General features: G+C 62.4%; 22 protein-coding genes and 2 pseudogenes. 16 read left to right on the top strand and 8 right to left on the bottom strand.

All coding sequences use genetic code 11. From position 1 onward, the window contains the following. Positions 1-65: 65 nt before the first annotated feature. Genes ABDW57_RS14095 through ABDW57_RS14065 form a run of 7 tightly spaced genes read left to right on the top strand, consistent with a single transcriptional unit; the run spans position 66 to position 5,267 of the window. Complete coding sequence (locus ABDW57_RS14095) at positions 66-932, top strand: LysR family transcriptional regulator (RefSeq protein WP_343730873.1); 867 nt, start codon at positions 66-68, stop codon at positions 930-932. Between the two features lie 40 nt (positions 933-972). After that, positions 973-1,737, top strand: coding sequence for an ABC transporter permease (locus tag ABDW57_RS14090; protein WP_343730813.1), 765 nt, complete (start codon positions 973-975; stop codon positions 1,735-1,737). A 1-nt stretch (position 1,738) separates the two neighbouring features. Next, positions 1,739-2,686 (top strand): MlaD family protein, encoded by a 948-nt coding sequence (locus ABDW57_RS14085; protein WP_343730812.1) that lies wholly within the window; start codon positions 1,739-1,741, stop codon positions 2,684-2,686. Then, the gene (locus ABDW57_RS14080; RefSeq protein ID WP_343730811.1) at positions 2,683-3,420 is read left to right on the top strand and encodes a hypothetical protein; all 738 of its coding nucleotides are present in this window, start codon (positions 2,683-2,685) and stop codon (positions 3,418-3,420) included. The genes ABDW57_RS14085 and ABDW57_RS14080 overlap by 4 nt, the downstream gene beginning before the upstream one ends. Before the next feature lie 5 nt (positions 3,421-3,425). Beyond that, entirely contained in the window at positions 3,426-3,926 is a 501-nt protein-coding gene (locus tag ABDW57_RS14075; protein ID WP_343730810.1) for a DUF2867 domain-containing protein, read from the top strand. A 30-nt stretch (positions 3,927-3,956) separates the two neighbouring features. Next, on the top strand, positions 3,957-4,919 hold the full coding sequence (locus tag ABDW57_RS14070; RefSeq protein ID WP_343730809.1) for a nucleoside hydrolase: 963 nt from the start codon (positions 3,957-3,959) through the stop codon (positions 4,917-4,919). 3 nt (positions 4,920-4,922) lie between these two features. Beyond that, positions 4,923-5,267 carry a translation initiation factor Sui1 gene (locus ABDW57_RS14065; protein WP_343730808.1) on the top strand — a complete coding sequence of 115 codons (345 nt, stop codon included), beginning with the start codon at positions 4,923-4,925 and terminating at the stop codon, positions 5,265-5,267. 3 nt (positions 5,268-5,270) lie between these two features. On the opposite strand, the gene ABDW57_RS14060 is transcribed toward ABDW57_RS14065, so the two are convergent. Next, positions 5,271-5,879 carry a cysteine hydrolase family protein gene (locus ABDW57_RS14060; protein WP_343730807.1) on the bottom strand — a complete coding sequence of 203 codons (609 nt, stop codon included), beginning with the start codon at positions 5,877-5,879 and terminating at the stop codon, positions 5,271-5,273. Between the two features lie 97 nt (positions 5,880-5,976). Between ABDW57_RS14060 and ABDW57_RS14055 the strand changes: the two genes are divergently transcribed. Next, a complete protein-coding gene (locus ABDW57_RS14055; RefSeq protein ID WP_343730806.1) occupies positions 5,977-6,921 on the top strand; it encodes a helix-turn-helix domain-containing protein in 945 nt (314 codons plus the stop codon). On the opposite strand, the gene ABDW57_RS14050 is transcribed toward ABDW57_RS14055, so the two are convergent. Next, positions 6,922-8,178, bottom strand: coding sequence for a DEAD/DEAH box helicase (locus ABDW57_RS14050; protein ID WP_343730805.1), 1,257 nt, complete (start codon positions 8,176-8,178; stop codon positions 6,922-6,924). It lies immediately after the preceding gene. A 107-nt stretch (positions 8,179-8,285) separates the two neighbouring features. Between ABDW57_RS14050 and ABDW57_RS14045 the strand changes: the two genes are divergently transcribed. Next, positions 8,286-9,275, top strand: a complete 990-nt coding sequence (locus ABDW57_RS14045; RefSeq protein WP_343730804.1) for a membrane dipeptidase — start codon at positions 8,286-8,288, stop codon at positions 9,273-9,275. Here ABDW57_RS14045 and ABDW57_RS14040 read toward each other — a convergent pair whose 3' ends face one another. After that, positions 9,276-9,887: a TetR/AcrR family transcriptional regulator gene (locus ABDW57_RS14040; RefSeq protein WP_343730803.1), complete on the bottom strand. Its 612-nt coding sequence runs from the start codon at positions 9,885-9,887 to the stop codon at positions 9,276-9,278. Between the two features lie 56 nt (positions 9,888-9,943). Between ABDW57_RS14040 and ABDW57_RS14035 the strand changes: the two genes are divergently transcribed. Further along, a complete protein-coding gene (locus ABDW57_RS14035) occupies positions 9,944-10,501 on the top strand; it encodes a hydrolase (RefSeq protein ID WP_343730802.1) in 558 nt (185 codons plus the stop codon). On the opposite strand, the gene ABDW57_RS14030 is transcribed toward ABDW57_RS14035, so the two are convergent. Beyond that, a complete protein-coding gene (locus ABDW57_RS14030) occupies positions 10,502-11,668 on the bottom strand; it encodes a mandelate racemase/muconate lactonizing enzyme family protein (RefSeq protein ID WP_343730801.1) in 1,167 nt (388 codons plus the stop codon). A gap of 89 nt (positions 11,669-11,757) precedes the next feature. Here ABDW57_RS14030 and ABDW57_RS14025 point away from each other — a divergent pair, with 89 nt between their 5' ends. Next, a complete protein-coding gene (locus tag ABDW57_RS14025) occupies positions 11,758-12,687 on the top strand; it encodes a LysR family transcriptional regulator (protein ID WP_343730800.1) in 930 nt (309 codons plus the stop codon). Here ABDW57_RS14025 and ABDW57_RS14020 read toward each other — a convergent pair. Beyond that, positions 12,617-13,021, bottom strand: a complete 405-nt coding sequence (locus tag ABDW57_RS14020; RefSeq protein WP_343730799.1) for a hypothetical protein — start codon at positions 13,019-13,021, stop codon at positions 12,617-12,619. The genes ABDW57_RS14025 and ABDW57_RS14020 overlap by 71 nt on opposite strands. Positions 13,022-13,079: 58 nt before the next feature. On the opposite strand from ABDW57_RS14020, the gene ABDW57_RS14015 reads away from it, so the two are divergent. Then, a complete protein-coding gene (locus tag ABDW57_RS14015; RefSeq protein ID WP_343730798.1) occupies positions 13,080-13,448 on the top strand; it encodes a MerR family transcriptional regulator in 369 nt (122 codons plus the stop codon). Here the strand turns inward: ABDW57_RS14015 and ABDW57_RS14010 are convergent. Further along, complete coding sequence (locus tag ABDW57_RS14010) at positions 13,441-15,279, bottom strand: DUF4153 domain-containing protein (protein ID WP_343730797.1); 1,839 nt, start codon at positions 15,277-15,279, stop codon at positions 13,441-13,443. The two genes, ABDW57_RS14015 and ABDW57_RS14010, sit on opposite strands and share 8 nt — an antisense overlap. A gap of 71 nt (positions 15,280-15,350) precedes the next feature. On the opposite strand from ABDW57_RS14010, the gene dapC reads away from it, so the two are divergent. From dapC to ABDW57_RS13990, 4 genes and pseudogenes are all read left to right on the top strand, one after another. Then, positions 15,351-16,559 (top strand): succinyldiaminopimelate transaminase, encoded by a 1,209-nt coding sequence (gene dapC, locus ABDW57_RS14005; protein WP_343730796.1) that lies wholly within the window; start codon positions 15,351-15,353, stop codon positions 16,557-16,559. 25 nt (positions 16,560-16,584) lie between these two features. Further along, a complete protein-coding gene (gene dapD / locus ABDW57_RS14000) occupies positions 16,585-17,412 on the top strand; it encodes a 2,3,4,5-tetrahydropyridine-2,6-dicarboxylate N-succinyltransferase (protein ID WP_343730795.1) in 828 nt (275 codons plus the stop codon). A gap of 27 nt (positions 17,413-17,439) precedes the next feature. Then, positions 17,440-18,588 carry a PilT/PilU family type 4a pilus ATPase gene (locus ABDW57_RS13995; protein ID WP_343730794.1) on the top strand — a complete coding sequence of 383 codons (1,149 nt, stop codon included), beginning with the start codon at positions 17,440-17,442 and terminating at the stop codon, positions 18,586-18,588. A gap of 18 nt (positions 18,589-18,606) precedes the next feature. Beyond that, positions 18,607-19,800, top strand: a pseudogene (locus ABDW57_RS13990) (adenylate/guanylate cyclase domain-containing protein); the annotation flags it as partial. Between the two features lie 35 nt (positions 19,801-19,835). On the opposite strand, the pseudogene ABDW57_RS13985 reads toward ABDW57_RS13990, so the two are convergent. Both ABDW57_RS13985 and ABDW57_RS13980 read right to left on the bottom strand, forming a co-directional pair. Beyond that, positions 19,836-20,252 (bottom strand): annotated as a pseudogene (locus tag ABDW57_RS13985) (SDR family oxidoreductase); the annotation flags it as partial. Between the two features lie 134 nt (positions 20,253-20,386). Next, positions 20,387-21,967 (bottom strand): DUF4214 domain-containing protein, encoded by a 1,581-nt coding sequence (locus ABDW57_RS13980; protein ID WP_343730793.1) that lies wholly within the window; start codon positions 21,965-21,967, stop codon positions 20,387-20,389. Between the last annotated feature and the right edge of the window lie 70 nt (positions 21,968-22,037).

The raw sequence follows: 22,037 nt of genomic DNA, 5'->3' as shown, positions 1-22,037 counted from the left end.
CTGATGCAGTAAATACGCATAACATCGGCACTCTGATGCAAAATTGCATCACCGAGGAGAACTTCATGGACTGGGACAACGCCCGCATCTTCCTTGCCATCTACCGCAAGGGCACGTTGCGCTCCGCCGCCGCGCTGCTGGACATCGACCAGGCCACGGTGGGCCGCCGCCTCAACGCGCTGGAAAGCTCGCTCGGCGCGCGCCTGTTCCTGCGCACGCCGTCCGGCTACATGGCCACGCCAGCCGGAGAACTGGCCGTCAGCGCCGCCGAAAAGATGGAACACGCCGCCCTGCAGTTCCAGCGCGAGATGCAGGGCATCGATAACCGCCTGTCCGGTGTGGTGCGGGTGACAACCTCCGACACCATGGCCGCGCACTTCGTCATCGCCGCCATGCAGCGGCTGCACGTGCAGCATCCGGACATCCGCATCTCGCTCAGCACCAGCACCGCCATCACCAGCCTGACGCGGCGCGAGGCCGACCTGGCGGTGCGTACGCTCAAGCCCACCAGTCCGGACCTGATCTCGCGCCACCTGACCAAGCGCAGCATGGGCCTCTACGCTACGCCGGCTTACCTGAAGGCGCGCGGCATGCCGGAACCGGGCAACGGCCTGGCCGGCCATGACATTGTGATCTACCAGGCTTCGGTGGCGCCACGCCATCAGGAGAAGATCTGCTTTGAACCGGTACACAATGCGCGCGTGGCGATGGAGGTCAACAGCGGGCTGGCCATGCTGGAAGCGGCGCGGCTCGGCATGGGCGTTGCCGAACTGCCATGCCACATGGCCGATAGCGACAAGCGGCTGGTGCGCATCTGGCCGGAGCGCGTCGATCATTACGATGTGTGGCTGGTGATGCATGCCGATTTAAGCCGCAGTGCCCGCGTGCGCGCGGCCGCCGATGCCATCATCGCCAGCTTCCCGGACAAATAGCGTGCTCCGGTCCAAGCCGCGACGGTGCTAAACTGCCAACATGAACACGCAAGCATCTACCCCGGGCATCCTGCAAAGACTGCACCAAGGCGCTGTCGCCTGGCTGCATGGCTGGTGGCGGCTGCTGCATTTCGCGGTGCTGATGTTTTCCATGGCGCTGACGCCGGCCAGCTATGGCCGCGCCAACCGGCCGGTGCTGGCGCGCCATCTGGTGGCCGATACGGTGCCGAATCTGGCGTGGTTTGGGGTGCTATCCGCGCTGGTCAGCCTGGTGCTGATCCGCATCGTGGTGGTGACCTCGCAGAGTTACGGCCTGTCGCGCTTTGCGCTGGAGATGGTGGTGCGGGTACTGGTGCTGGAATTGATACCACTGACCGCTGCCGCTTTCGTTGCCCTGCGCACCACCCTGCCCGCCGGGCTGGAACTGGCGCAGCGCCGTCAGGCGGCCGGCACGGCCAGCGGCGGCGAGCTGCATCGCGAATTCTTTCCACGCGTGGTCTCCGGCATTTTTGCGGTCTGGATGCTGGCCGCGGTCAGCTGCGTGCTGACGCTGATCCTGGCCTATCTCTCGCTCTACGGCTTTACGCCATGGGCGCTGACGGGCTACACGCGCGTGGTCGGGCAGGTGTTCAATCCTGCGGTCGCGCTGATACTGGTGCTGAAGATTGTGTTCTTCAGTTTTGCGGTCGGGCTGATACCGATGGCAACCTCGAATCGCATCTCGCACGGCCTGTCGGACATGGTGCGCGTGTTTGGCGTGATGCTGTTGATCGAAGTCGCCTCGCTCATGGGTAATTACTACTGATATGACAGAACAGAACAACGAAGCCGCGCCAGTGCGCAATGCCGAATTCAAGGCTGCCGTGCTGCTGGTGCTGATGGTGGTGCTGGTGCTTGGATCGGCGGTGTATTTGCTGTACGCGCGCGGCGCTTTCGAGGCGACGCAGACGCTGATTTTGCAGGCCGACGATTCGGAGGGTGTGGTAGTCGGCATGGATGTGACTTTTGCCGGCTTCCCCATTGGCCGCGTGCGGCGCATCGAACTAAGCCCGGAAGGCAAGGCACGCGTGGTGGTGGACGTGCCGCGCAAGGATGCGCACTGGCTGCGTAGCTCCAGCATCTTCACGCTGGAGCGCGGGCTGGTGGGCGGCGCCAAGCTGCGCGCATTCAGCGGCATTCCGACCGATCCGCCGCTGGAAGATGGCGCGGCGCGCGCGCTGCTGGTGGGCGACCCGGGCGCCGAGATCCCGCGCCTGCTGGCTGCCGCCCGCGACCTGCTGCAAAACCTGAACGACCTGACGGCGGAGAATTCGGCATTGGCGGCATCGCTGGCGAATGTGGCCGGCGTCACCGGCAAGCTGAATGGTCCGCACGGAGCTATGGGCCTGATCGCCGGCGACGACAAGAACGCGCAGCAGTTGGCGGAGCGCGCCAACAAGCTGCTGGTGACGGTGAACGCGCTGGCGGTCAAGGCGGATAGCCTGATCGGCCATGCGGACGAACGGGTATTCGGCCAGCAAGGCACCATCATCCAGCTGAATGGCTTGCTGGCGGATGCGCGCAATTCGCTCAAGAAGATGGATGCGGTGCTGGTCGAAGCGCAGGCGGTAGCGTCCAATACCAAGGAAGCCACGGCGGACCTGGGCGCGCTGCGCGGCGAGGTGGAAAGCAGTTTGCGCCGGGTGGAACAGCTGGTGAATGAAATCAATCGCAAATGGCCGTTCAAGCGGGATACGGAGATCAAGCTGCCATGAGGAAGACCATCGCTATTGCGGCCCTGCTGCTGGCCGGCTGCGGCAATAATCCGCCGGTGCCGGATTGGCAGCTGAATGCGCACAGCAGCATCGAGCGCGCGACAACCGCCTACATGGCCGGCAATACGCGCGTGGAAAACGCCGAAGCCGCCCGCGCGCGCGAAGCGCTGGCCAGTACCGGCAAGGTAGACCTGATCATCCGCGCAGAACTGATACGCTGCGCCGCGCGCGTCGCTTCGCTGGTGTTTGAAGACTGCCCCGGCTACGACAAGCTCTCCCAAGACGCCAGCCCGGCCGACCGCGTTTACGCCGCCTACCTCGGCGGGCGGCTCGCCGCCTCCGCACAGCCGCCCGCCGCCGGCAACGCCGTGGCCTCGGCGCCAGCAACGGCAACGGCCGCCACCGAGCCGGCAGCGGGCGCAGCGGACATCGCGCTGCTGCCGGAGCAGCATCGGGCGGTGGCTGCGGCGACCAGCGATACGGCCGTGGTGAGCGCGGTTCAAGCCATCACCGATCCGCTTTCCCGTCTGGTCGCCAGCGGCGTACTGCTGCGCACCGGCCGCGCCAATCCGCAAATCCTGGCAGACGCCGTGGAAACCGCCTCCGCCCAAGGCTGGCGCCGCCCCCTGCTCGCCTGGCTGGGCGTCCAGGCCATGCGCGCAGAACAAGCCGGCGACACCGCCGAAGCCCAACGCATCAAACGCCGCATCGCCCTGATAACAAACAAGACATAACAACCATGGCCATCACCGCCTCGATCATCCCGCAGCAAAGCGAGATCGCCCGGCGCCTGCCCGGCGCCGACTTCCATGACTGCTACACTCTGGACACCCAGCCGAACCAGCTGTCCGCGCTGGAGGCCTACCTGAAAGTAGCTGCGACCACACCGCGCTGGGTCAACCGCGCCATGGCGCTGCGCAACCGCATCGTCAGGCTGGTTGGTCTGAAAGACCTCGGCCTGCTGAACGCCATCGATCCGGCCAAGCCAGCAAGCGCCTACCAGGTTGGCGACCGTGTCGGCATCTTCAGCATCCGCTACCTGAGCGAACAGGAAGTCATCCTCGGAGACGCCGACAAGCATCTTAAAGTCGAACTCTCCGTCTGCAAGACGCAGCACAAGGTCGCCGTCAGCACTGTGGTTCACATCAACAACACGCTGGGACGCGTCTACATGTTCTTCGTCGCGCCGGCCCATCGCCGCATCGTCCCTGCCACGCTGAGGAAAGCCAGCTTCCTGTAAAATTCGGCTTCCAACGCATCAAGGATAGACATGGCCTCCTCCCTTTCCCGCCACTTGCGCGGGCTGTTTTCCGTATTCGCGCTGTCGTGCGCAATGCTGGCGCACGCCGCGCCGCAAAAGGTCATCGTCGACATGGACATCGGCGACGACATCGACGACGCCTTCGCCCTCGGCCTGCTGCTGCAAAGCCCGGACATTGAAATCGTCGGCATTACCACCGCATGGGGCGACACCGCCCTGCGCGCGCAACTGCTGGAACGCATGCTGCGCGAGACGGGCCACAGCCAGATCCCGATCGCACAAGGCATTCCCACCAGGGACAACCCGCAGCCATTCACGCAAGCGCGTTACGCCCAGCGCGGCAAGCTGCCAGCCAAGGTCGACGCGGTTGACTTCATGCTCGACCAGTTCAACCGCAACCCCGGCCAGATCACCCTGCTGGCCCTCGGCCCGCTGACCAACGTCGGCGCCGCCATCCAGCGTGACGCCGCCGCCTTCGGCAAGGTCAGGCAAGTGGCGCTGATGGGCGGTTCGGTGCGAATCGGCTACAGCAAATCGCAATATGTGCCGCAGCGGCCAGTGGACAAGGAATACAACATCGTCTCGGACATCGGCGCCGCGCAAAAGCTGTTCACCTCCGGTGTGGCGATCGTCATGATGCCGCTCGACTCGACCCAGATCCGCCTGGATGAAGTGGAGCGCAACGCCCTGCTGGGCCATGGCTCCGCCGTCACCGATCAACTGGCCCTGCTCTACCACCAATGGATCAACGCCTACCAACCCTGGTCCAGCAACATGCCGTCGCTGTTCGACGTAGTGCCGGTGGCGTGGATGATCGATCCGTCCGTGTGCCCGCTGTCGCCGCTGCGCATCGTCGTCGATAACGAAGGCTACACCCGCGAGCAAGCCGGCACGCCCAACGCGCGCGTCTGTCTCAGCTCCGATCAGAAGCGCTTTTTCCAGGTGCTGATGCCGCGCATGCTGAAGGATTAAGCCATGGCCCTGGTCTACTCCACCGAAACGGGACGCATGTGCCCCGACTGCCGCAAGCCGCTGGCGGATTGCGTGTGCAAATCCGCCGCCAAAGCCAGGCCGGTTGGCGATGGCAATGTCAAAGTCTCGCGCGAATCCAAGGGGCGCGGCGGCAAGACCGTGACCCTGGTGCGCGGCCTGCCGCTGGCTGCCGAGGCACTGGCCGCACTGGGCAAGCAACTGCGCGGCGCCTGCGGCTCGGGCGGCACGGTCAAGGATGGCGTACTTGAAATCCAGGGCGACCATTGCGAACGCGTGATGGCCGAGCTGACCAGGCTTGGCCACAAACCCAAGCGCACGGGCGGCTAAGCCTTACTTCAGCGTGCGCTGGACCGACATGAAGATATTGTCCCGCTCCAGCGCCTTCCCTTCCCGCACAGCCGCAATCCACTGCCCGGTGCTGGCCACGGCGGCAAAGCTGGAATGGAACACCGTGCTGTAAACCCGGTGGATCTCTTCCGCACTGGCCTTGCCGGCCGCGTTCTCATACGACGGCGAGCCGCTGGCGTCTGACAGAAACTCCACGGCCAATCCCTTGTGCGCCGCCTCGTAGATGGTGGATGCATCGCAGTTGTGCGTCATATAGCCGACGATGGTCAGCGTATCCACGCCATTGTCCGCGATCCATTGTGCCAGATCGGTGCCGGTGAACACGCTGGCATAAGCCTTGTTGATCAAGTGGCTGTAGGAGCGCCCCCTCATCTCCGGATGCAGCTGCCAGCCATCCGAACCCTTGGCAAAGATCGGCGACTGCTCGGGCGCATCGTGTTGCACCATCACCACCGGAATCCCGGCAGCGCGGGCGGCGTCCATCGCCCGGGTGATATTCGCCAGGCTGTCATCGACCGGCGGATATTCAATCTTCATTTTCCCTGTGAAGTATTCATTTTGCACATCAATGACGATCAAGGCACGGCGCATGCTGGTTCTCCTGAGTGGGTTGCGGTGAGAGGCATTGTGCGCCCGCGCGCAATACTGAAACAGTGGCCCAAAGGCATACCTCCGATATAATCGGGCCATGAATGCCCGATACAAGATCGCCGTCGTCGCGTTTGACGACATCACGCCCTTCCACCTGTCCGTGCCCGGCATGGTCTTCAGGGACGAGGAAGTATTCGACCTGAAGATCTGCTCCCCCGACCCTTCGCCGCTGCGCACCACTGCCGGCTTCGATATCAACGTCCCTTACGGCTTGCAAGCGATGAGCCGCGCCGATATCGTGATTGTGCCGACCTGGCATGACGACTGCCGGCCGGCACCAGCCCCGTTGCTGGAGGCGCTGCGGCGTGCACAGCGGCGCGGCGCCCGCATCGTCGGCCTGTGTCTGGGCGCTTTCCCTTTGGCGGAAGCAGGTCTGCTCAATGGCCGCAGCGCCACCACCCACTGGTCGTTCGCGCAGACGCTGGCCGAGCGCTTCCCTGCCGTCACGGTGGACCGCGAAGTGTTGTATGTCGATGACGAGGTATTGACTTCTGCCGGCGTGGCTGCCGGACTGGATTGCTGCCTGCACCTGCTGCGCGAATTATGCGGAGCGGAAGCAGCCAACCGTGTCGCGCGCCAGCTGGTTGTGGCGCCGCACCGTCAGGGCGGACAGGCGCAGTTCATCGAACGTCCGGTGCCGGTCAGTGGCAGCGACGACCGCTTTGCCCAGGTACTGGAATGGGTGAATCTGCATCTGGCCGATCACCACAGCATTGACGCGCTGGCCGCGCGCGCCGCCATGAGCCGGCGCAATTTTACCCGCCACTTCCGCGATGCGACCGGCACTTCGTTCAAACAGTGGCTGCTCAACCAGCGCGTGGCGCACGCGCAGGGATTGCTGGAGACCAGCGACGCTTCGATTGAAATCGTGGCGCAGGAAGCGGGCTTCGGGTCGGCGCTGTCGCTGCGCCAGCACTTCCGCGCCACGCTGCACACATCGCCGTCAGAATACCGGCGTCAGTTCCGCGAGAGCGCTGTCTGATTACTTGCCGTCTGCCGCAGCTGCGGCAGCGGCTTCGCGCAGCTTGTCCTTTTTGCTCTTGCGCTTGCCCTTGATGCCGCCGTTGACGGTATCGGTCACGCCGTTGGACGGCGCAGCGGCTTCAGTCGGTTCAAAGCCGGCAATGATCTCGCGCGGCACGCGCCCGCCCTGGCGCTTCTCGATCAGGCGGAAATGCTGCTCCGCCTCGGCGGTGACAAAACTGATGGCAACGCCGCTCAGGCCTGCGCGGCCGGTACGGCCGATACGGTGGGTGTAATCGACAGCGGATCGCGGCAGATCGTAGTTCACCACCGCCGGCAGGCGCGCCACATCAATGCCACGCGCCGCCACGTCGGTCGCCACCAGCACCTGCAGACGGCCAGCCTTGAAATCGGCCAGTGCATCCGTGCGTGCGCCCTGGCTTAACTCGCCGTGGAAAGATGCGGCGCGAATGCCGTTGCGGTTCAACTTCTCCGCCACGTGGTCGGACGCATATTTGGTGGCGACAAACACCATCACACCGCGCCATTTGTGCTCCAGGATCAGGTGTTTGAGCAGCATGGTACGGCGCGGCACATCGACCGAAATGGCGCGCTGCTGGATATCCGGTTTGCTCTCGGGTTCCGCCAGCACTTCGATGCGCGCCGGTTGGTGCAGCAAGCTATCCGCCAGCGCTTGCACCGCCGGCGGGAAGGTCGCGGAGAAAAACAGGTTCTGGCGCTGCTTGGGCAACTGCTCCAGAATCTCGTTCAGCTCTTCGCTAAAGCCCATGTCCAGCAGGCGATCGGCTTCGTCCAGCACCAGCACTTGCGTGTTCGAGATATGCAGCGCGTTATGGTCGATCAGATCCAGCAAGCGGCCCGCTGTCGCCACCACGATATCGGCGCCGCCGCGCAGCGCCAGCATCTGCGGGTTGATCGACACGCCGCCAAACACCACCACCACCTTCACCGGCTCGTTCAGATGCGCGGCCAGCTTGTTGATCGCCTCTCCCACTTGCGCCGCCAGCTCACGTGTCGGCACCAATACCAGGCCATGCAGCTTGCGCGGCCACTTGCGCTTTTCCAGCAGCGATTGCAGCAGCGGCAGCGCGAAAGCGGCAGTCTTGCCGGAACCGGTTTGCGCTGCGCCCAGCACATCGCCTCCGCGCAGGATGGCGGGAATGGCGGCGCGCTGGATCGCGGTCGGTTCCTGGTAACCGATTTCGGTAACGGCGTTGAGCAGCGAGGGAGCGAGGCCCAGCGTGGAGAAAGACATGTCGGCCTTCGTGGTGCGGATGAAAAGCCGCCAGTATAAAGCATGCGGCAAATTTGCCCCGCGCGGGCTTTCGTGGGAATATAGCCTTTTTAATCACACTGACCATCATGATCAACTGGGACGCACACGCCTGCCTGCCGCAACATCCGCTGGCAGACTTCACGCCGGTACGCCGCCTGCACGCGGCCGGGGTCAATTACGTGTCGCTGAACGTTGGCGCGGACATGAACCCGATATCGCAGGTGATGTCGGTTATCGCCGGCTATCGCGCCACCATCGCGGCCGATCCCGAATGCTACGTGCTGGTCTCCAGCGTGGACGACATCATCCAGGCCGCGGCCGATGGCCGCATGGCGATCACCTTCGACCTTGAAGGTTCCATGCCCTTGCTGGATCAGCCGGACATGGTGGCCTTGTACGCGCAATTGGGCGTGCGTCAGATTCACTTCGCCTACAACCGCAACAACAGCGTGGCCGACGGCTGCCACGACGTGGCGCGTGGCCTTACGCCGCTGGGCCACCGCATGGTGCAGGCGGTTAACGACAACGGCATCCTGATGGACTGCTCCCACGCCGGCCGCCTGTGCAGCCTGGAGATCATGGGCGCCTCATCGCAGCCGGTCATCTTCAGCCATGCCAATCCCTACACGCTGGTGCAACATGGCCGCAATGTCACCGACGAGCAGATACGCGCCTGCGCCGCTACCGGCGGCGTGGTGTGCGTCTCCGGCCTGTCCTTCTTCCTTGGCAGCGCGCAGCCAACCGCGGACGACGTGGCGCGCCATGCCGCCTACATTGCCGACCTGGTGGGCGTGCAGCATGCCGGTATTGGTCTGGACATCTGCTTCCAGCAGCCAGGCCTGGATGACACGCCGCCCGGAGAATTCGATCCCGGTCATTGGTGGCCCGCCTCCGCCGGCTACAGCATGGACAAGCCGCCCAGCTTCACGCCGCCGGAAGTCTGGCGCGCCCTGCCGGCCGCGCTGCGCAGAACCGGCATGAGCGAAAAAGAAGCGGAACTGGTCCTCGGCCGCAATATGATGCGCGTGGCGCAGCAGGTATGGAGCGGCCCGCAGACGCTGGCCAAGGCTGCCTGATTACTTGTGCAGGCGGGTTTTCAGGTAGGCCACCAGCGCCAGCTTGAACTCCGCCACCAATTCCCGGCGCTCCGCCGCAGTCGCCTGCGCATACAGCGGATTAAGCCCTTTCACGATTTGCAGCGCCACGTTGGCGGTACGTAGCGCTTCATCCTCTCCCATTTGCGGTCTCTTCTCTCGCAAAGCTGCGCCAAACTGCGCGCGCAACCGCTGGCGTGAGTCCGCATTGCGCTGATAGCCGAGCGTGGCATTCAGCAGCGTAAAGTAGGCCGGGCGCTCCTCAAAAAAACCGATCATCAGGTCAAACACGCGGTCGACCAGCGAGGTAACGCTCAACTGCGCCGCATCGGCAATCAGGCCACTCCAGCGCTGCGCCATCTCTTCGCCATACTGCTCTCGCAAGGCACGCGCCAGCGCCAGCTTGTTGGGAAAGTATTGATACAGCGCGCCGATGGACGAGCCGGATCGTTCGGCAATCGCCGTCATGGTGGCGGCATCGAAGCCGGCTTGGGCGAATTCGGCGGCGGCAGCGTCCAGCATGGAGGCCACGCGCTGTTCGCCGCGCTGCTGCTGCGGCTTGCGCCGCGGAGTTTTTGCGATATCTGAGGACATCCTCACATTATAAGCTACAATATATGAGGATACCCTCACATTTTTAGGAGCACACCATGGAGGCAATCAGCACCGCATTGGTATTAATCGATCTTCAACACAGCAACGTAGCGCGCACGCTGGCGCCGCATGCATCGCAACAGGTGGTGGAAAACAGTGCGAGGCTGGCCGAAGCTTTGCGCCGCAACGGCGGCACCGTGGTCTACGTGCGTGTACTGGTGAATGAACTGCAGCAGCAGCCAGCGGACATTTCCGTCGGCCGCGATCCATCCGCCCCGCCGCTGCCGCCGGAAGCGTGGCAAATCGTCGCAGCGGCCGGCCAGCAGGATGCCGATATCCTGATCGACAAACGCCAGTGGGGTGCCTTCCATGGCACCTCGCTTGATCAGCAATTGCGCCGCCGTGGCATCCGCACTATCATCCTTGGCGGCATTGCGACCAACTTCGGCGTGGAGTCGACCGCGCGCGCTGCCCAGGATCTGGGCTACGCGCTGGTATTTGCGGAAGATGCCATGTCCAGCATCAAGGCGGAGATGCATCGGTTCGCGGTGCAAAACATCTTCCCTATCCTCGGCCGCGTGCGCAGCACGGCCGAAGTGCTGGCGATGCTGTAATCAGGCGCAGAGGGCAGCCATCTCGCTGTATAAATTCGACTTGCCCTCAAAGCCGATGCCCGCCAGGTCCGGCATGGTGATATAGCCGTTATCGACCTGCACGCCGTCCGGGAAGCCGCCGAAAGGCTGGAACAGATCGGGATACGACTCGTTGCCGCCCAGGCCCAGGCCAGCCGCGATATTCAGCGACATCTGGTGGCCGCCATGCGGAATGCAGCGGGTGCGCGACCAGCCGTGCTGATGCAGCATGTCCAGCGTACGCAGGTATTCCACCAGGCCGTAGCTCAAGGCGCAGTCGAACTGCAGCCAGTCGCGATCCGCGCGCATGCCGCCATAGCGGATCAGGTTACGCGCATCCTGCATCGAGAACAGGTTCTCGCCGGTTGCCATCGGCTTGTCATAGTAATTGCGCAGCGTGGCCTGCAGTTCAAAGTCGAGCGGGTCGCCGGCCTCCTCGTACCAGAACAGATCGTACTGCGACAGCGCCTTGGCGTATTTGATGGCGGTATCGAGATCGAAGCGCCCATTCGCGTCGACCGCCAGCTTCTGGCCGTCGCCCAGCACACTGAGAATGGAATCGATGCGGCGCAGATCCTCGTCCAGCGAGGCGCCGCCGATTTTCTTCTTGACCACCGTGTAGCCGCGATCGATGTAACTGCGCATTTCATCTTTCAGCGCATCGTGGCTCTGGCCCGGATAGTAATAGCCACCGGCCGCGTACACAAACACCTTTCGCTCCGGCGTGCCGCTGCCGTAGCGCTCTGCCAGCAACTGGAACAACGGCTTGCGCTCGATCTTGGCCACGGCATCCCAGATCGCCATGTCGATGGTGCCGATGGCAACCGAACGCTCGCCATGGCCGCCCGGCTTCTCGTTGGTGAACATGCAGTCCCACACCTTGTGTGGATCGATGTTGGTGCCTTCTGCATTCAGCAGCGACAACGGGTCGGCTTCCAGAATGCGCGGAATGAAGCGCTCGCGCATCAACTTGCCCTGCCCGTAACGGCCATTCGAGTTGAAGCCATAGCCGACCACCGGCTTGCCGTCGCGGATCACGTCCGTGATCACCGCCACGAGGCTCAGCGTCATTTTGCTGAAATCGATGTAGGCATTGCGGATCGGGGAGCTGATCGGGATGGTCTTTTCGCGAATTTCGACGATTTTCATGGTGCGGTCTCCGTTGAACAATGGATGCCAGCTTACTCTTGAAAGATAGTCGTATAATTTACTGAAATTAATTCCTTTATTAACTTTAAGTGAATAACGATATCGTCTCCGAGCTGTCTTTCTTCGTCAAGCTGGCCAAGCTGGGCAGCCTGGCCGCCACCGCGCGCGAACTGGGGCTGACACCGCCGGCCGTCACCAAGCGGCTGATGCTGATGGAGCAGCGCCTGGGCGTGCGCCTGCTGAACCGCACCACGCGCCGCGTCAGCCTGACCAGCGAAGGCGAAACCTATCTGGCACAAGCCACGCGCATCCTGGCCGATATCCGCGACATGGAGGAATCGGTATCCAGCAGCCGCGCCGCGCCCAAGGGGCTGCTGCGCGTGAATGCCACGCTGGGCTTCGGCCGCACCACCATCGCGCCGCTGGTGTCGGCATTTGCACGGCGCTACCCGGACGTTGAAGTGCAGCTGCAGCTGACCGACCGCGCCATCAACCTGGTGGAAGATGCCTACGACCTGGGGATACGCTTTGGCGAGCTGCCGGACACGCGGCTGGGCGCGCGCAGGATATTGTCCAATCACCGCTACCTGTGCGCCTCCCCGGCCTATTTAAAGCGCAACGGCGTGCCGCGCACGCCGCAGGATCTGGCGCAGCACCGCTGCATCCTGCATCGCCAGAACGACGACACCTACAGCACATGGAAACTGCAAAAAGGCCGCAAGCACGAATCGGTAAAAGTCCACGGCAGCCTGTCCAGCAACGACGGCGACGTGGTGCTGGGCTGGGCGCTGGACGGCCACGGCATCCTGCTGCGCTCCGAATGGGACGCGGCCAAGTATCTCGACAGCGGACGCCTGCAGGTGGTCCTGCCGGACTACACCCTGCCCTCGGCCGATCTGTACGCGTATTACCCCAGCCGCCAGCAGCAGCCAGCCCGCGTGCGCGCCTTCATCGATTTTCTGGCGGAGAGCGTACCGGCAGCCACTGCGCCACGCCCCAGGCGAATTCCGGGACGATGAAGAGCCAGAGCAGCGGCGCGCCGGTGACGGCCAGCGTCCAGCCCATCCAGGTGGTGAACAGGAAGCGGGCGACGCCGTCGAAACGGCCGTAGCGTGCCTGCGGGTCGCTGACGCGCAGCACCGACCACACCAGCACCACGCTGCCCAGCAGGCAGGCAAACAGCACATGGAATGGCGTGAAGGCCGGCAGCGGCGTGCCGCCCAGGGCCTGGTTGATGACAGCCAGATGCTCGTGGGCGTAGGCGAAGCTCCACGGCGTGGCGAAAGGCGCAGTCACGATCAAATCATAGATCGCGCTGCCCAGGACGATTTTGCGGAAGGTGGTAGTTTTCATGCAGCCATGCTAAAGGCTGGAGTACACTCCAGGGTCAAGCAGTTTTTGGAGATCATGCATGCAAATCGGAGAAATCGCCGGCGCCACAGGCCTGAGCCGCGATACCCTGCGCTTCTACGAGAAACGCGGTCTGCTGCGCGCGCGCCGCAGCGCCAACGGCTATCGCGACTATCCGCCGGAGGCCGTGGACTGGCTGCGTTACATCCGGCTGGCGCAAACGCTGGGCTTCACGCTGAGCGAAATCGAAGCCGACCTGCCGCTGCTGGCAGAGCCGGGGGCGTCCGCGCCGCAGTTGCGCGCCGCCATGGAACGCAAGCTGACCGATATCGATCAGCGCATCAGCGGCCTGCAGCAGCTGCGCAGTGAACTGGTGCGCCGCCTTGGCGAAGACATGCAGGCCTGCCCGCTGCAGGGCGGCGCTACCTGATCTTGTCGCAGGCCTTGTCTTCCGGCGCGACGGTCTGGTTCAACTCAACCCGGCGGCCACCGACCTGCAACTCCTTGAAGCGCGGCGTCGCCAGCGTGAACTCGCCTTTCCGCAGTTTTTCCACCAGCGGCTTGCAGCTGATGTCGCTGTAGGCGAGATTGGCGGCCACCTTCCAGCTGCCATCGGCACTTTCCGCGAACACCTGGCCGCCGCCAGCATGCTGCCGTTCGATCAGCAGCACTTCGGGCTTGCCGTCACCATCCGCATCGATCAGGAAGGCATCGCACTTCCCTTCCCGCTTGCTCAGACAATCGGGCTTGAGGTGATCCTGCATGGTCTCCCATTTCTGCGCCAGGAAGCTGGCCGGCAGTTGCGCGCCGGATGGCCACACGGTCAGATTGTCCGCCACCGAAACCGGCGCGGTGGCGCGCGTGGGCTGCTTCCACCGGTCCCTGTCATCCAGCGCCAGCATGGCCGCCGCCTCGCGTGCCAGTACCGCCGCATCCGCGCCGGTGCGGCGCTGCTTCAGCTCTTCCAGCGCGGCGCGGCCGTAGCGGCCGCCCTCAAAGCGCAGGTAGCGGAAATCGAAATCGGCGGCAGCGGTCTTGCCCTTGGCCAGCCGCGCCATCTGGCTGTTCACGCCGATGCGCGCCGGATCGGCGATCGGCGTAAATAGCGCCAGCAGCACAGCCAGCACCAGGAACGCGGCCCACACATTGACTGTACTGACCGGCATGAGCCAGGTGTCGTACTGAGACGCCGCCCACAGGTAGCCGACCGCATAAAAAGCGGCGACCAGCAAACAGGCGGCGGCGATCACCCGGTCGGAAGTCCAGCCGTACTGCGCCACCCGCAGCCCAAGCGCATACATGCCGATCAGCGTCACCGGCAGGATCAGCATGGCCGCCGTGCGCGCACCCACGCGCAGCGGCAGCGCCACGATCGCCTCGCCATTCTGGAAGGCGGCATTGATCAGCACCAGCAGCACTGCGGCGGCGCCCAGCAGCACCGAGGTGGCGTGGCGCGTCTCCCACAGCGCGGACAGCCCGGTGAAAGGCAGCGAACAGATAAAGCCGGTCACCAGCACCACCGCCACCGGAAGTATCCACGACATCAGCACCAGCAGCAGGGTGCGGATGCCACGCACGATGGCCGGCCGCACGTCCGTCACGTGCATGGCGCAGGAAAACGCGGTGCAGATCACCGGCACGTTGAACCACGATTCGCGCAGCAGCTCCTGCAGGAACTTCAGCTTCACCAGCATGAACAGCTGGGATCCCATCAACAGCACGAAGAACAAGGCGCCGACAAAGAATGCAGAAAACAACAGTTGTATAGCCAGCTTCCATCCCGTTTCAAAGTAGGTGTTATAGCTGGCGATGCGCCTGCCCTCCTGCGCGCCGGCCAGCACCAGCGTATGCGCGATAAAGAAGAATACGGCGCTGAAGAACACCATCAATACCGACGGCGAATAGATGGGCTTATGCTCCCAGTTGCTCAACAGCGGCTGGGTATTCTGGTCGCGCCAGGCGTCGTGCAGCGAGAATGCCAGCAGCACCGCCAGCGCGACCAGCAGCCAGACCACGGCCTGGCGCGGCTTCAGGTGGCCCAGGCAGGAGACCAGCAGCACCGGCAGGATCAACAGCACGGCGGTCAGCGGCACCATGGCAAACGGCGCGGTCGCCGGCCAGGCGACGTCGCGCGCCGAGGCGTACAGCCAATACAGCAGCAGCCCCTGTAACAGCCCGATAGCCAGCCGTGCCCCCATGACTCTGCGGCTGACCTCCGCTTCCAGTGCGATCTCGTTTTGCGCCATAGCCCCGCCCATCATTAACAATTCGATTAGTTTAATAATTTAGCATGGATGACCGGGCAGGCGTGTAAGCGCTATAATCAAGGACTATGAATCCACTTCTCGACAAGCTGCACCCCTACCCGTTCGAAAAACTGCGCCTGCTGTTTGAGCAAGTTACTCCCAGCCCGCAGCATAAAGCCATTAGCCTGGGCATGGGTGAACCCAAGCATCCTACGCCAAAATTCATTGAACAGGCGCTGGTCGATCATCTCGGCGGCCTGGCCGTTTATCCCACCACCATCGGCTCGCCGGAGATGCGCAACGCGATCGCCGGCTGGCTGGAGCGCCGCTACAACCTGCCGAAGCTGAATCCGGCCACGCAGGTGCTGCCGGTGAACGGTTCGCGCGAGGCGCTGTTCGCGCTGGCGCAGGCGGTCATCGACAAGGACGCCAAATCACTGGTGGTGAGCCCGAATCCGTTCTATCAGATTTACGAAGGCGCGGCCTACCTGGCCGGCGCCGAGCCGTACTTCGTCAACTCCGACCCGGCCCGCAACTTCGGCTGCGACTACGACAGCATTCCGGAAGAAGTATGGCAGCGCGTGGCGCTGCTGTTCGTCTGCTCGCCCGGCAATCCGACCGGCGCCGTGCTGTCCCTGACCGACTGGGAAAACCTGTTTGCGCTGTCGGAGCGCTACAACTTCGTGATCGCCGCTGACGAGTGCTATTCCGAGATCTACCACGGCCAGCAACCGCCGCTGGGCGCGATGGAAGCGGCCCACCAGCTGGGCCTGGCCACCATCGACAAGCCATATGCGCGCCTGGTCGTGTTCAGCAGCCTGTCCAAGCGCTCCAACGTGCCGGGCATGCGTTCCGGCTTCGTCGCCGGCGATGCCGACGTCCTGAAGAAATTCCTGTTGTACCGCACCTATCACGGCGGCGCCATGAGCCTCTCCGTGCAAGCTGCGTCGATCGCGGCGTGGAACGACGAGACCCATGTCGAAGAAAACCGCGAACAATACCGCGCCAAGTTCAACGCCATCACGCCCTTGCTGAAGGAAGTGCTGGACGTGGAACTGCCGGACGCCGGCTTCTATCTGTGGGCGGACGTCAGCCGTACCGGCTTGTCCGACACCGAGTTCGCCCAGCGCCTGTACGCCGAATATAATGTCACCGTACTGCCGGGCAGCTACCTGGCGCGTGAAGCGCATGGCATTAATCCGGGCCGCAACCGCATCCGCATGGCGCTGGTCGCCGAAACGGCGGAAGGCCTGGAAGCCGCACAGCGCATCGTCCAATTCTGCAAGTCCCTTTAAATTACCGAGTCATTACGAGTCCATCATGAGCCAACAACTCCAGAACATCATCGAAACCGCCTGGGAAGACCGCGCGAACATCAACCCGGCCAACGGCTCCGCCGAGCTGCGCGACGCCGTCAACCACGTGCTGGCCGGCCTGGACGCAGGCACCATCCGCGTGGCCGACAAAGCCACCGGCACCTGGGTGGTGAACCAGTGGGTCAAGAAAGCCGTGCTGCTGTCGTTCCGCCTGGAGAACAACGTGGTCCTGCCATCGGACGGCACCATGCAGTTCTACGATAAAGTACCGACCAAGTTCGCCAACTACACCGCCGACGATTTCGCCAAGGGCGGCTTCCGCGTGGTGCCGCCGGCGGTTGCCCGCCGTGGTTCCTTCATCGCCAGGAACGTGGTGCTGATGCCTTCCTACGTCAACATCGGCGCCTACGTCGATGAAGGCGCGATGGTCGATACCTGGGCCACCGTCGGTTCGTGCGCGCAGATCGGCAAGAACGTCCACCTGTCGGGCGGCGTCGGCATCGGCGGCGTGCTGGAACCTATGCAAGCCAATCCGACCATCATCGAAGACAACTGCTTCATCGGCGCACGTTCGGAAATCGTTGAAGGTGTGATCGTGGAAGAGAACTCGGTAATTTCGATGGGCGTGTACATCGGCCAGTCGACCAAGATCTACGACCGCGCCACCGGCGAAGTGACCTACGGCCGCGTGCCTGCCGGCTCCGTGGTGGTTTCGGGCTCGCTGCCTTCGGACGATGGCAAGTACTCGCTGTACTGCGCGGTGATCGTCAAGCGCGTGGACGCGCAGACCCGCTCCAAGACCAGCATCAACGAACTGCTGCGCGGCGTATAATCTGATGTAAAACACCGGAGAACCACCATGGCCATGGACCGCTTGTTCCAACTGATGAAGGAAAAGAACGCGTCGGACATGTTCTTCGCGGTGAATTCTCCGGTGCACATCAAGATCAACGGGAATCTCATCCCGATCAACCAGCAAAAGCTGGAGCCGGAAAACATCCATGCCCTGCTGGCGGAAATCGCCACGCCGGAGCAGATGGAAGAACTGGCAAGCACCAATGAATTGAACATGGGCGTGTCGGTGCCGAATCTGGGACGCTTCCGCCTTTCCGCGTTCAAGCAGCGCGGCACCATCTCCGCTGTCTTCCGTTTTGTCCCCGCGACGATTCCATTGCTGGCCGATTTGCAGCTGCCGCCGGCGCTGGCGGACCTGATCATGGAAAAGCGCGGTTTGCTGCTGCTGGTGGGTTCCACCGGCTCCGGCAAATCGACCACCATCGCCTCGATGCTGGATCACCGCAACGAACTGCGCTCCGGCCATATCCTGACGCTGGAAGATCCGATCGAGTACCTGTTCCGCAATAAGAAATCCATCGTCAACCAGCGCGAGATCGGCAGCGACGCCAAGGACTTCCACACCGCCCTGCGCAACTCCATGCGCCAGGCGCCGGACTGCATCCTGATTGGCGAGATCCGCGACAAGGAAACCATGGCGGCGGCGCTGGCCTACGCGCAGTCCGGCCACCTGGTGCTGGCCACCCTGCACGCCAACAACAGCTACAACGCGCTCAACCGCATCATCAGCTTCTATCCGATCGAAAACCGCGCGGCGCTGCTGCAGGATTTGTCGAGCACCATCAAGGCCATCGTCTCGCAGCGGCTGGTCCGCTCGGTCAATGGCGGCACGCGCTCGGCGGCGGTGGAAGTGATGGTCAACACCCGCTACATCGCGGACCTGATCGAGAAAGGCGAAATCAGCCAGATCAAGGAAGCGATGGAAAAAAGCATGTCGCCTGGCTCGCAATCGTTCGAGCAAGCCTTGCTCAAGCTGGTGCAGGATGGCCTGGTCAGCCAGGACGAAGCCCTGGCCAACGCCGACTCCGCCACCAACCTGCTGTGGCTCCTGAATAATGGCCCGGACAGCAAACTGGCCAGAGCCGACGAGCCAGAAGCCAAACCCGCATCAGCCAGCGAAGCCTCCTTTACCGAATTCACGCTGAACACCTGACCCCTCCCCGGGGAACGCATGACAGCCGTAATCAACAATGCGACACTGTTCATGGAGTTCCAGGATCAGCACACACTGCACGAAAGACGATCGCGCCTGATCCTGTTGACCACCAGTTGGGTGCTGGTGGCAATGGGTTTAATCTGGTGCGCCTATTTCAGCCTGCACGCCAACTGGCCGCTGGTGGCCATGGACCTCTGCCTGCTGGCAGCCGGCTTTGCGGCGCTAAAGTGTCTGCGCGACGGCCGGCTGCTCGCCACCACCCTGCTGCTGAATGCGGCCCTGTACACGGTCGTGGTGGGCATGGCGCTGTTTGTCGACGTTCCCGACATGGCGGTGCCGCGCTCCATCCAGCTATACCTGATTCCGCAGGCGATCGGCTCGATTCTTTTGCTGAAGAATGAACAGCCTTTGCTGCGTCATAGCTTGCCGATCCTGTGCCTGCTCACCGTGGCTCTGCTCTCCAGCACCAACTTTGCATTCGACACCGCACTTGCGCTGCCCGCCAGCGTCCGCGCGGTGGGGGAATGGTTCAACAGTGTGATCGCCATGGGTGTGCTGTACGCCGTGGTGAATGTCTTTTTTGGCGACATTCATCGCATGGAAGCGCAGCTGCATCGGGCGCACAACCGTTTCGTCGAACTTGTCGGCGGCATGTTCCCGCGAAGTATCGCAGAACGCTTGCTGTCCACCGGCCAGACCTTCGCCGAGCGCCACGCCAATTGCTCCATCCTGTTTGCCGACATCGCCGGCTTCACGCCGCTGGCGGCAAAGCTGGCGCCGGAGGTGCTGGTGGCCATGCTGTCGGATATCTTCGCGCGTTTCGACCAGTGCGTGGAGGAGTTCGGCCTCACCAAAATCAAAACCATTGGCGACGCTTTCATGGTGGCTTCCGGGATACCTGCGGCGGACCCCGATCATGCGCGCAAGCTGGTGGCGTTCAGTCAGAAGCTGATGTCGATCGTGCGCGATATCGATGGCATCGAGCTACGCATCGGCATCTCATCCGGCGACGTCGTCGCCGGCGCGATTGGCCAATCGCGCCAGGTCTACGATGTCTGGGGCGATGTGGTGAACATGGCCGCGCGCATGGAGTCGCACGGGAAGATAGGCTACATCCAGGTGTCGTCGCAAACCTACGCGCTGACCAGGGATTTGTTCAGTTACGAGGAGCGCGACGGCGTCAGCATCAAGGGCAAGGATGGCGTGCACAAGGTCTACCTGTTGAAGGCCGAAAGAAGCTCCGCTCAGGCCATCGCGCCGCCGCCATCCACCGGCACGGTGGAACCGGTGGCAAGGGCGTAGTGACCAGGTAGACGATGGCGTTGACCGGCTACCGGGTGCCCCATGCGCTGCGCCAGCAGGCGCGCAGTACGGCTTCAAATTTGGCCACGTGCACCTCATCGCTCATGCCGGACCACAATGGCGTGACAATCATCACCGGCGACACTGTATTCACGCGCACTGGCGACATTTCCAGCGCCAGCCCGCGCGCCAGCGATTCCAGCGCGGCATTGATCGCGCCCTCCAGCACGGAGGTCTCACTGGGAAGCGCCCCCTGAAAGCCCGGCACCAGCGTCAACGAACCGCCAGCGGCGATCCTGGCGCCACGCGCCACGCGATAGGCGCCCCAGAATTTACGCTTCCACCAGCGGCAGCCGCCGTGAATCTGCTGGAAAGTGGCCACGATCTGACCACCCGCTTCGGTAGCCTTAAAGATTCAACGCTGGTGGCGCGCCGGCCTATCTGGCGCAATACGCCGGCAAGGCCACGCCAGGCGAGGCCTCATTCATCAAGATCAGTGCTTGGCGCAGTTGTGATTCGAACCATTGATCTGCGGCCCTTGAATCGTTCCGGTCCCGTGAACTGGGTGAACGACGATAGCACCGGGCGTGGCACATGTAAAACTAAACGGCAAGCTGGTGCCAGAAGCAGTCAACGGGACTGCACGCACCACCGTATTCGACGATACCTGCGCGTTCCACATGCCGTCCACGGAGATACCGATTTGCATAGGCGTGGCAATACCACCCGTGGTATTGGAGGTAAAGCTGCCACCGCTGGCCATGTTCGCAGGGGACTCCTCGTACGATGGGATGCTGCCTACTACCAGTCCAATATCAAAATGGCTATCAGGTGCCGCAAAGAAGGTATTATTGTTGAAGGAAGCGCCGGCAAACGACTGGGTGCCGACGACCTCATAAGCGATACGGGCATCCATCATCAGGGCGCCAATTGCGGGCACGCCGGCCGAGACCACCGTATTGTGATGCACTTGGCTGGCCTGAGTCATCGGGCCTGCCGCAGTAGAGGAAGCAAACAGAATCACCCCTACATCGCTGGCATCAACCACATCGTTGTAGCTGATAGAAAGATTCTCGCAGTTTCCCGAAATACCATCGGTCAACTTCGCCTGATGATTGTTTGCATAGCCGGTCAGCAGGTTGCTCGTGACAGTCATGGAGCAGGCGAGCCCATCGAAATGATGAGCAAGGACTTGCGTCCAGCCAGATGCGTTATCGATGCGGGAATTACTCACCAATGTGCCAGTACCGCCCTGCATGAATACAGTGACCTTGTCGTTTTTCTGGGAGTCACTACTAAAATTCTGACCTTGGCCGCTGACCCAGACCGAGTGAAGCTTGGCACCCGGCAGCAGGTGCACCAAACCTGAATCACCTGGTTGAGTGCCAAATGCACTGGTGCGAACAATACGCGCTTGCTTCGCGTATTGGCTTTGTGGCGGCAATCCAGTGGTTGCCAAAGTCACACCCGATGGCACGCGAATCTGTTCGCTCGTCGCGATGACGGCGCGTTGGGCTAAGTAGACCGTTGTTCCCGATACGGCATTCTGCAATGCGGTTTTTAGCGCGGCCAGCGTAGTAATGCCACTACCCTTAACAGGAATCGTGGTGTTATCCAGCGTTGAGCCAACGCCCCAGCCATAGCCCAGCGTACTGCACATTTTGGTGACTGTAGCGGCATCAATCTGCTGATAGAAAAAATCCACCATCGATACCAGACTATTGCCATTGTTTAAATAGGTCAGCCAATAATTGAAGCCGCTTGGATCGGGTTCTCGACTGCCGACCGCGCGATACACTGTCAGCACTTTCTCGTAATTATCATAGCCCCGCGCTGCGTATTCAGAACTCGAAAAGATCGAGTCCGAAATGCTATTCAAAGTGCTGCGTGTGCATCCGTTAGCAGCAATGTAGTTCATATGGGTTTGCCACCCGCCCGCATCCGGTGCGCGCCCCAAAGCTTCCGTAAATTGCTTGGCGACGAACTGTCCGGGATTTGCTTGAGCGCTGCATGCAACGCCAAATAAAAGAAGAGTCTGCGCAGCCATTTTTACCGTCAAATCCAAAAATTTCATATTTCACTTTCAAAAATATAAAAGGAATGTTGCACGGAAATAATGACATACTATATACATTTCCAATCTA

Source organism: Duganella sp., from assembly GCF_039595735.1.
In the GTDB taxonomy this organism is placed as follows: domain Bacteria; phylum Pseudomonadota; class Gammaproteobacteria; order Burkholderiales; family Burkholderiaceae_D; genus Rugamonas.
Note: the sequence above shows the minus strand (reverse complement) of the source record. Positions and strands in the feature narration are given on the sequence as shown.

Excerpts from the sequence above, each read along its gene's own strand:
- ABDW57_RS14010 (WP_343730797.1), bottom strand. The coding sequence starts at position 15,279 with ATGATGGGCGGGGCTATGGCGCAAAACGAGATCGCACTGGAAGCGGAG.
- ABDW57_RS14035 (WP_343730802.1), top strand. The coding sequence starts at position 9,944 with ATGGAGGCAATCAGCACCGCATTGGTATTAATCGATCTTCAACACAGC.
- ABDW57_RS14095 (WP_343730873.1), top strand. The coding sequence starts at position 66 with ATGGACTGGGACAACGCCCGCATCTTCCTTGCCATCTACCGCAAGGGC.
- ABDW57_RS14015 (WP_343730798.1), top strand. The coding sequence starts at position 13,080 with ATGCAAATCGGAGAAATCGCCGGCGCCACAGGCCTGAGCCGCGATACC.
- ABDW57_RS14070 (WP_343730809.1), top strand. The coding sequence starts at position 3,957 with ATGGCCTCCTCCCTTTCCCGCCACTTGCGCGGGCTGTTTTCCGTATTC.
- ABDW57_RS13995 (WP_343730794.1), top strand. The coding sequence starts at position 17,440 with ATGGCCATGGACCGCTTGTTCCAACTGATGAAGGAAAAGAACGCGTCG.
- ABDW57_RS14020 (WP_343730799.1), bottom strand. The coding sequence starts at position 13,021 with ATGAAAACTACCACCTTCCGCAAAATCGTCCTGGGCAGCGCGATCTAT.
- ABDW57_RS14050 (WP_343730805.1), bottom strand. The coding sequence starts at position 8,178 with ATGTCTTTCTCCACGCTGGGCCTCGCTCCCTCGCTGCTCAACGCCGTT.
- ABDW57_RS14075 (WP_343730810.1), top strand. The coding sequence starts at position 3,426 with ATGGCCATCACCGCCTCGATCATCCCGCAGCAAAGCGAGATCGCCCGG.
- ABDW57_RS13980 (WP_343730793.1), bottom strand. The coding sequence starts at position 21,967 with ATGAAATTTTTGGATTTGACGGTAAAAATGGCTGCGCAGACTCTTCTT.
- dapD (WP_343730795.1), top strand. The coding sequence starts at position 16,585 with ATGAGCCAACAACTCCAGAACATCATCGAAACCGCCTGGGAAGACCGC.
- ABDW57_RS14060 (WP_343730807.1), bottom strand. The coding sequence starts at position 5,879 with ATGCGCCGTGCCTTGATCGTCATTGATGTGCAAAATGAATACTTCACA.
- ABDW57_RS14030 (WP_343730801.1), bottom strand. The coding sequence starts at position 11,668 with ATGAAAATCGTCGAAATTCGCGAAAAGACCATCCCGATCAGCTCCCCG.
- ABDW57_RS14090 (WP_343730813.1), top strand. The coding sequence starts at position 973 with ATGAACACGCAAGCATCTACCCCGGGCATCCTGCAAAGACTGCACCAA.
- dapC (WP_343730796.1), top strand. The coding sequence starts at position 15,351 with ATGAATCCACTTCTCGACAAGCTGCACCCCTACCCGTTCGAAAAACTG.
- ABDW57_RS14085 (WP_343730812.1), top strand. The coding sequence starts at position 1,739 with ATGACAGAACAGAACAACGAAGCCGCGCCAGTGCGCAATGCCGAATTC.
- ABDW57_RS14080 (WP_343730811.1), top strand. The coding sequence starts at position 2,683 with ATGAGGAAGACCATCGCTATTGCGGCCCTGCTGCTGGCCGGCTGCGGC.
- ABDW57_RS14065 (WP_343730808.1), top strand. The coding sequence starts at position 4,923 with ATGGCCCTGGTCTACTCCACCGAAACGGGACGCATGTGCCCCGACTGC.
- ABDW57_RS14055 (WP_343730806.1), top strand. The coding sequence starts at position 5,977 with ATGAATGCCCGATACAAGATCGCCGTCGTCGCGTTTGACGACATCACG.
- ABDW57_RS14040 (WP_343730803.1), bottom strand. The coding sequence starts at position 9,887 with ATGTCCTCAGATATCGCAAAAACTCCGCGGCGCAAGCCGCAGCAGCAG.
- ABDW57_RS14045 (WP_343730804.1), top strand. The coding sequence starts at position 8,286 with ATGATCAACTGGGACGCACACGCCTGCCTGCCGCAACATCCGCTGGCA.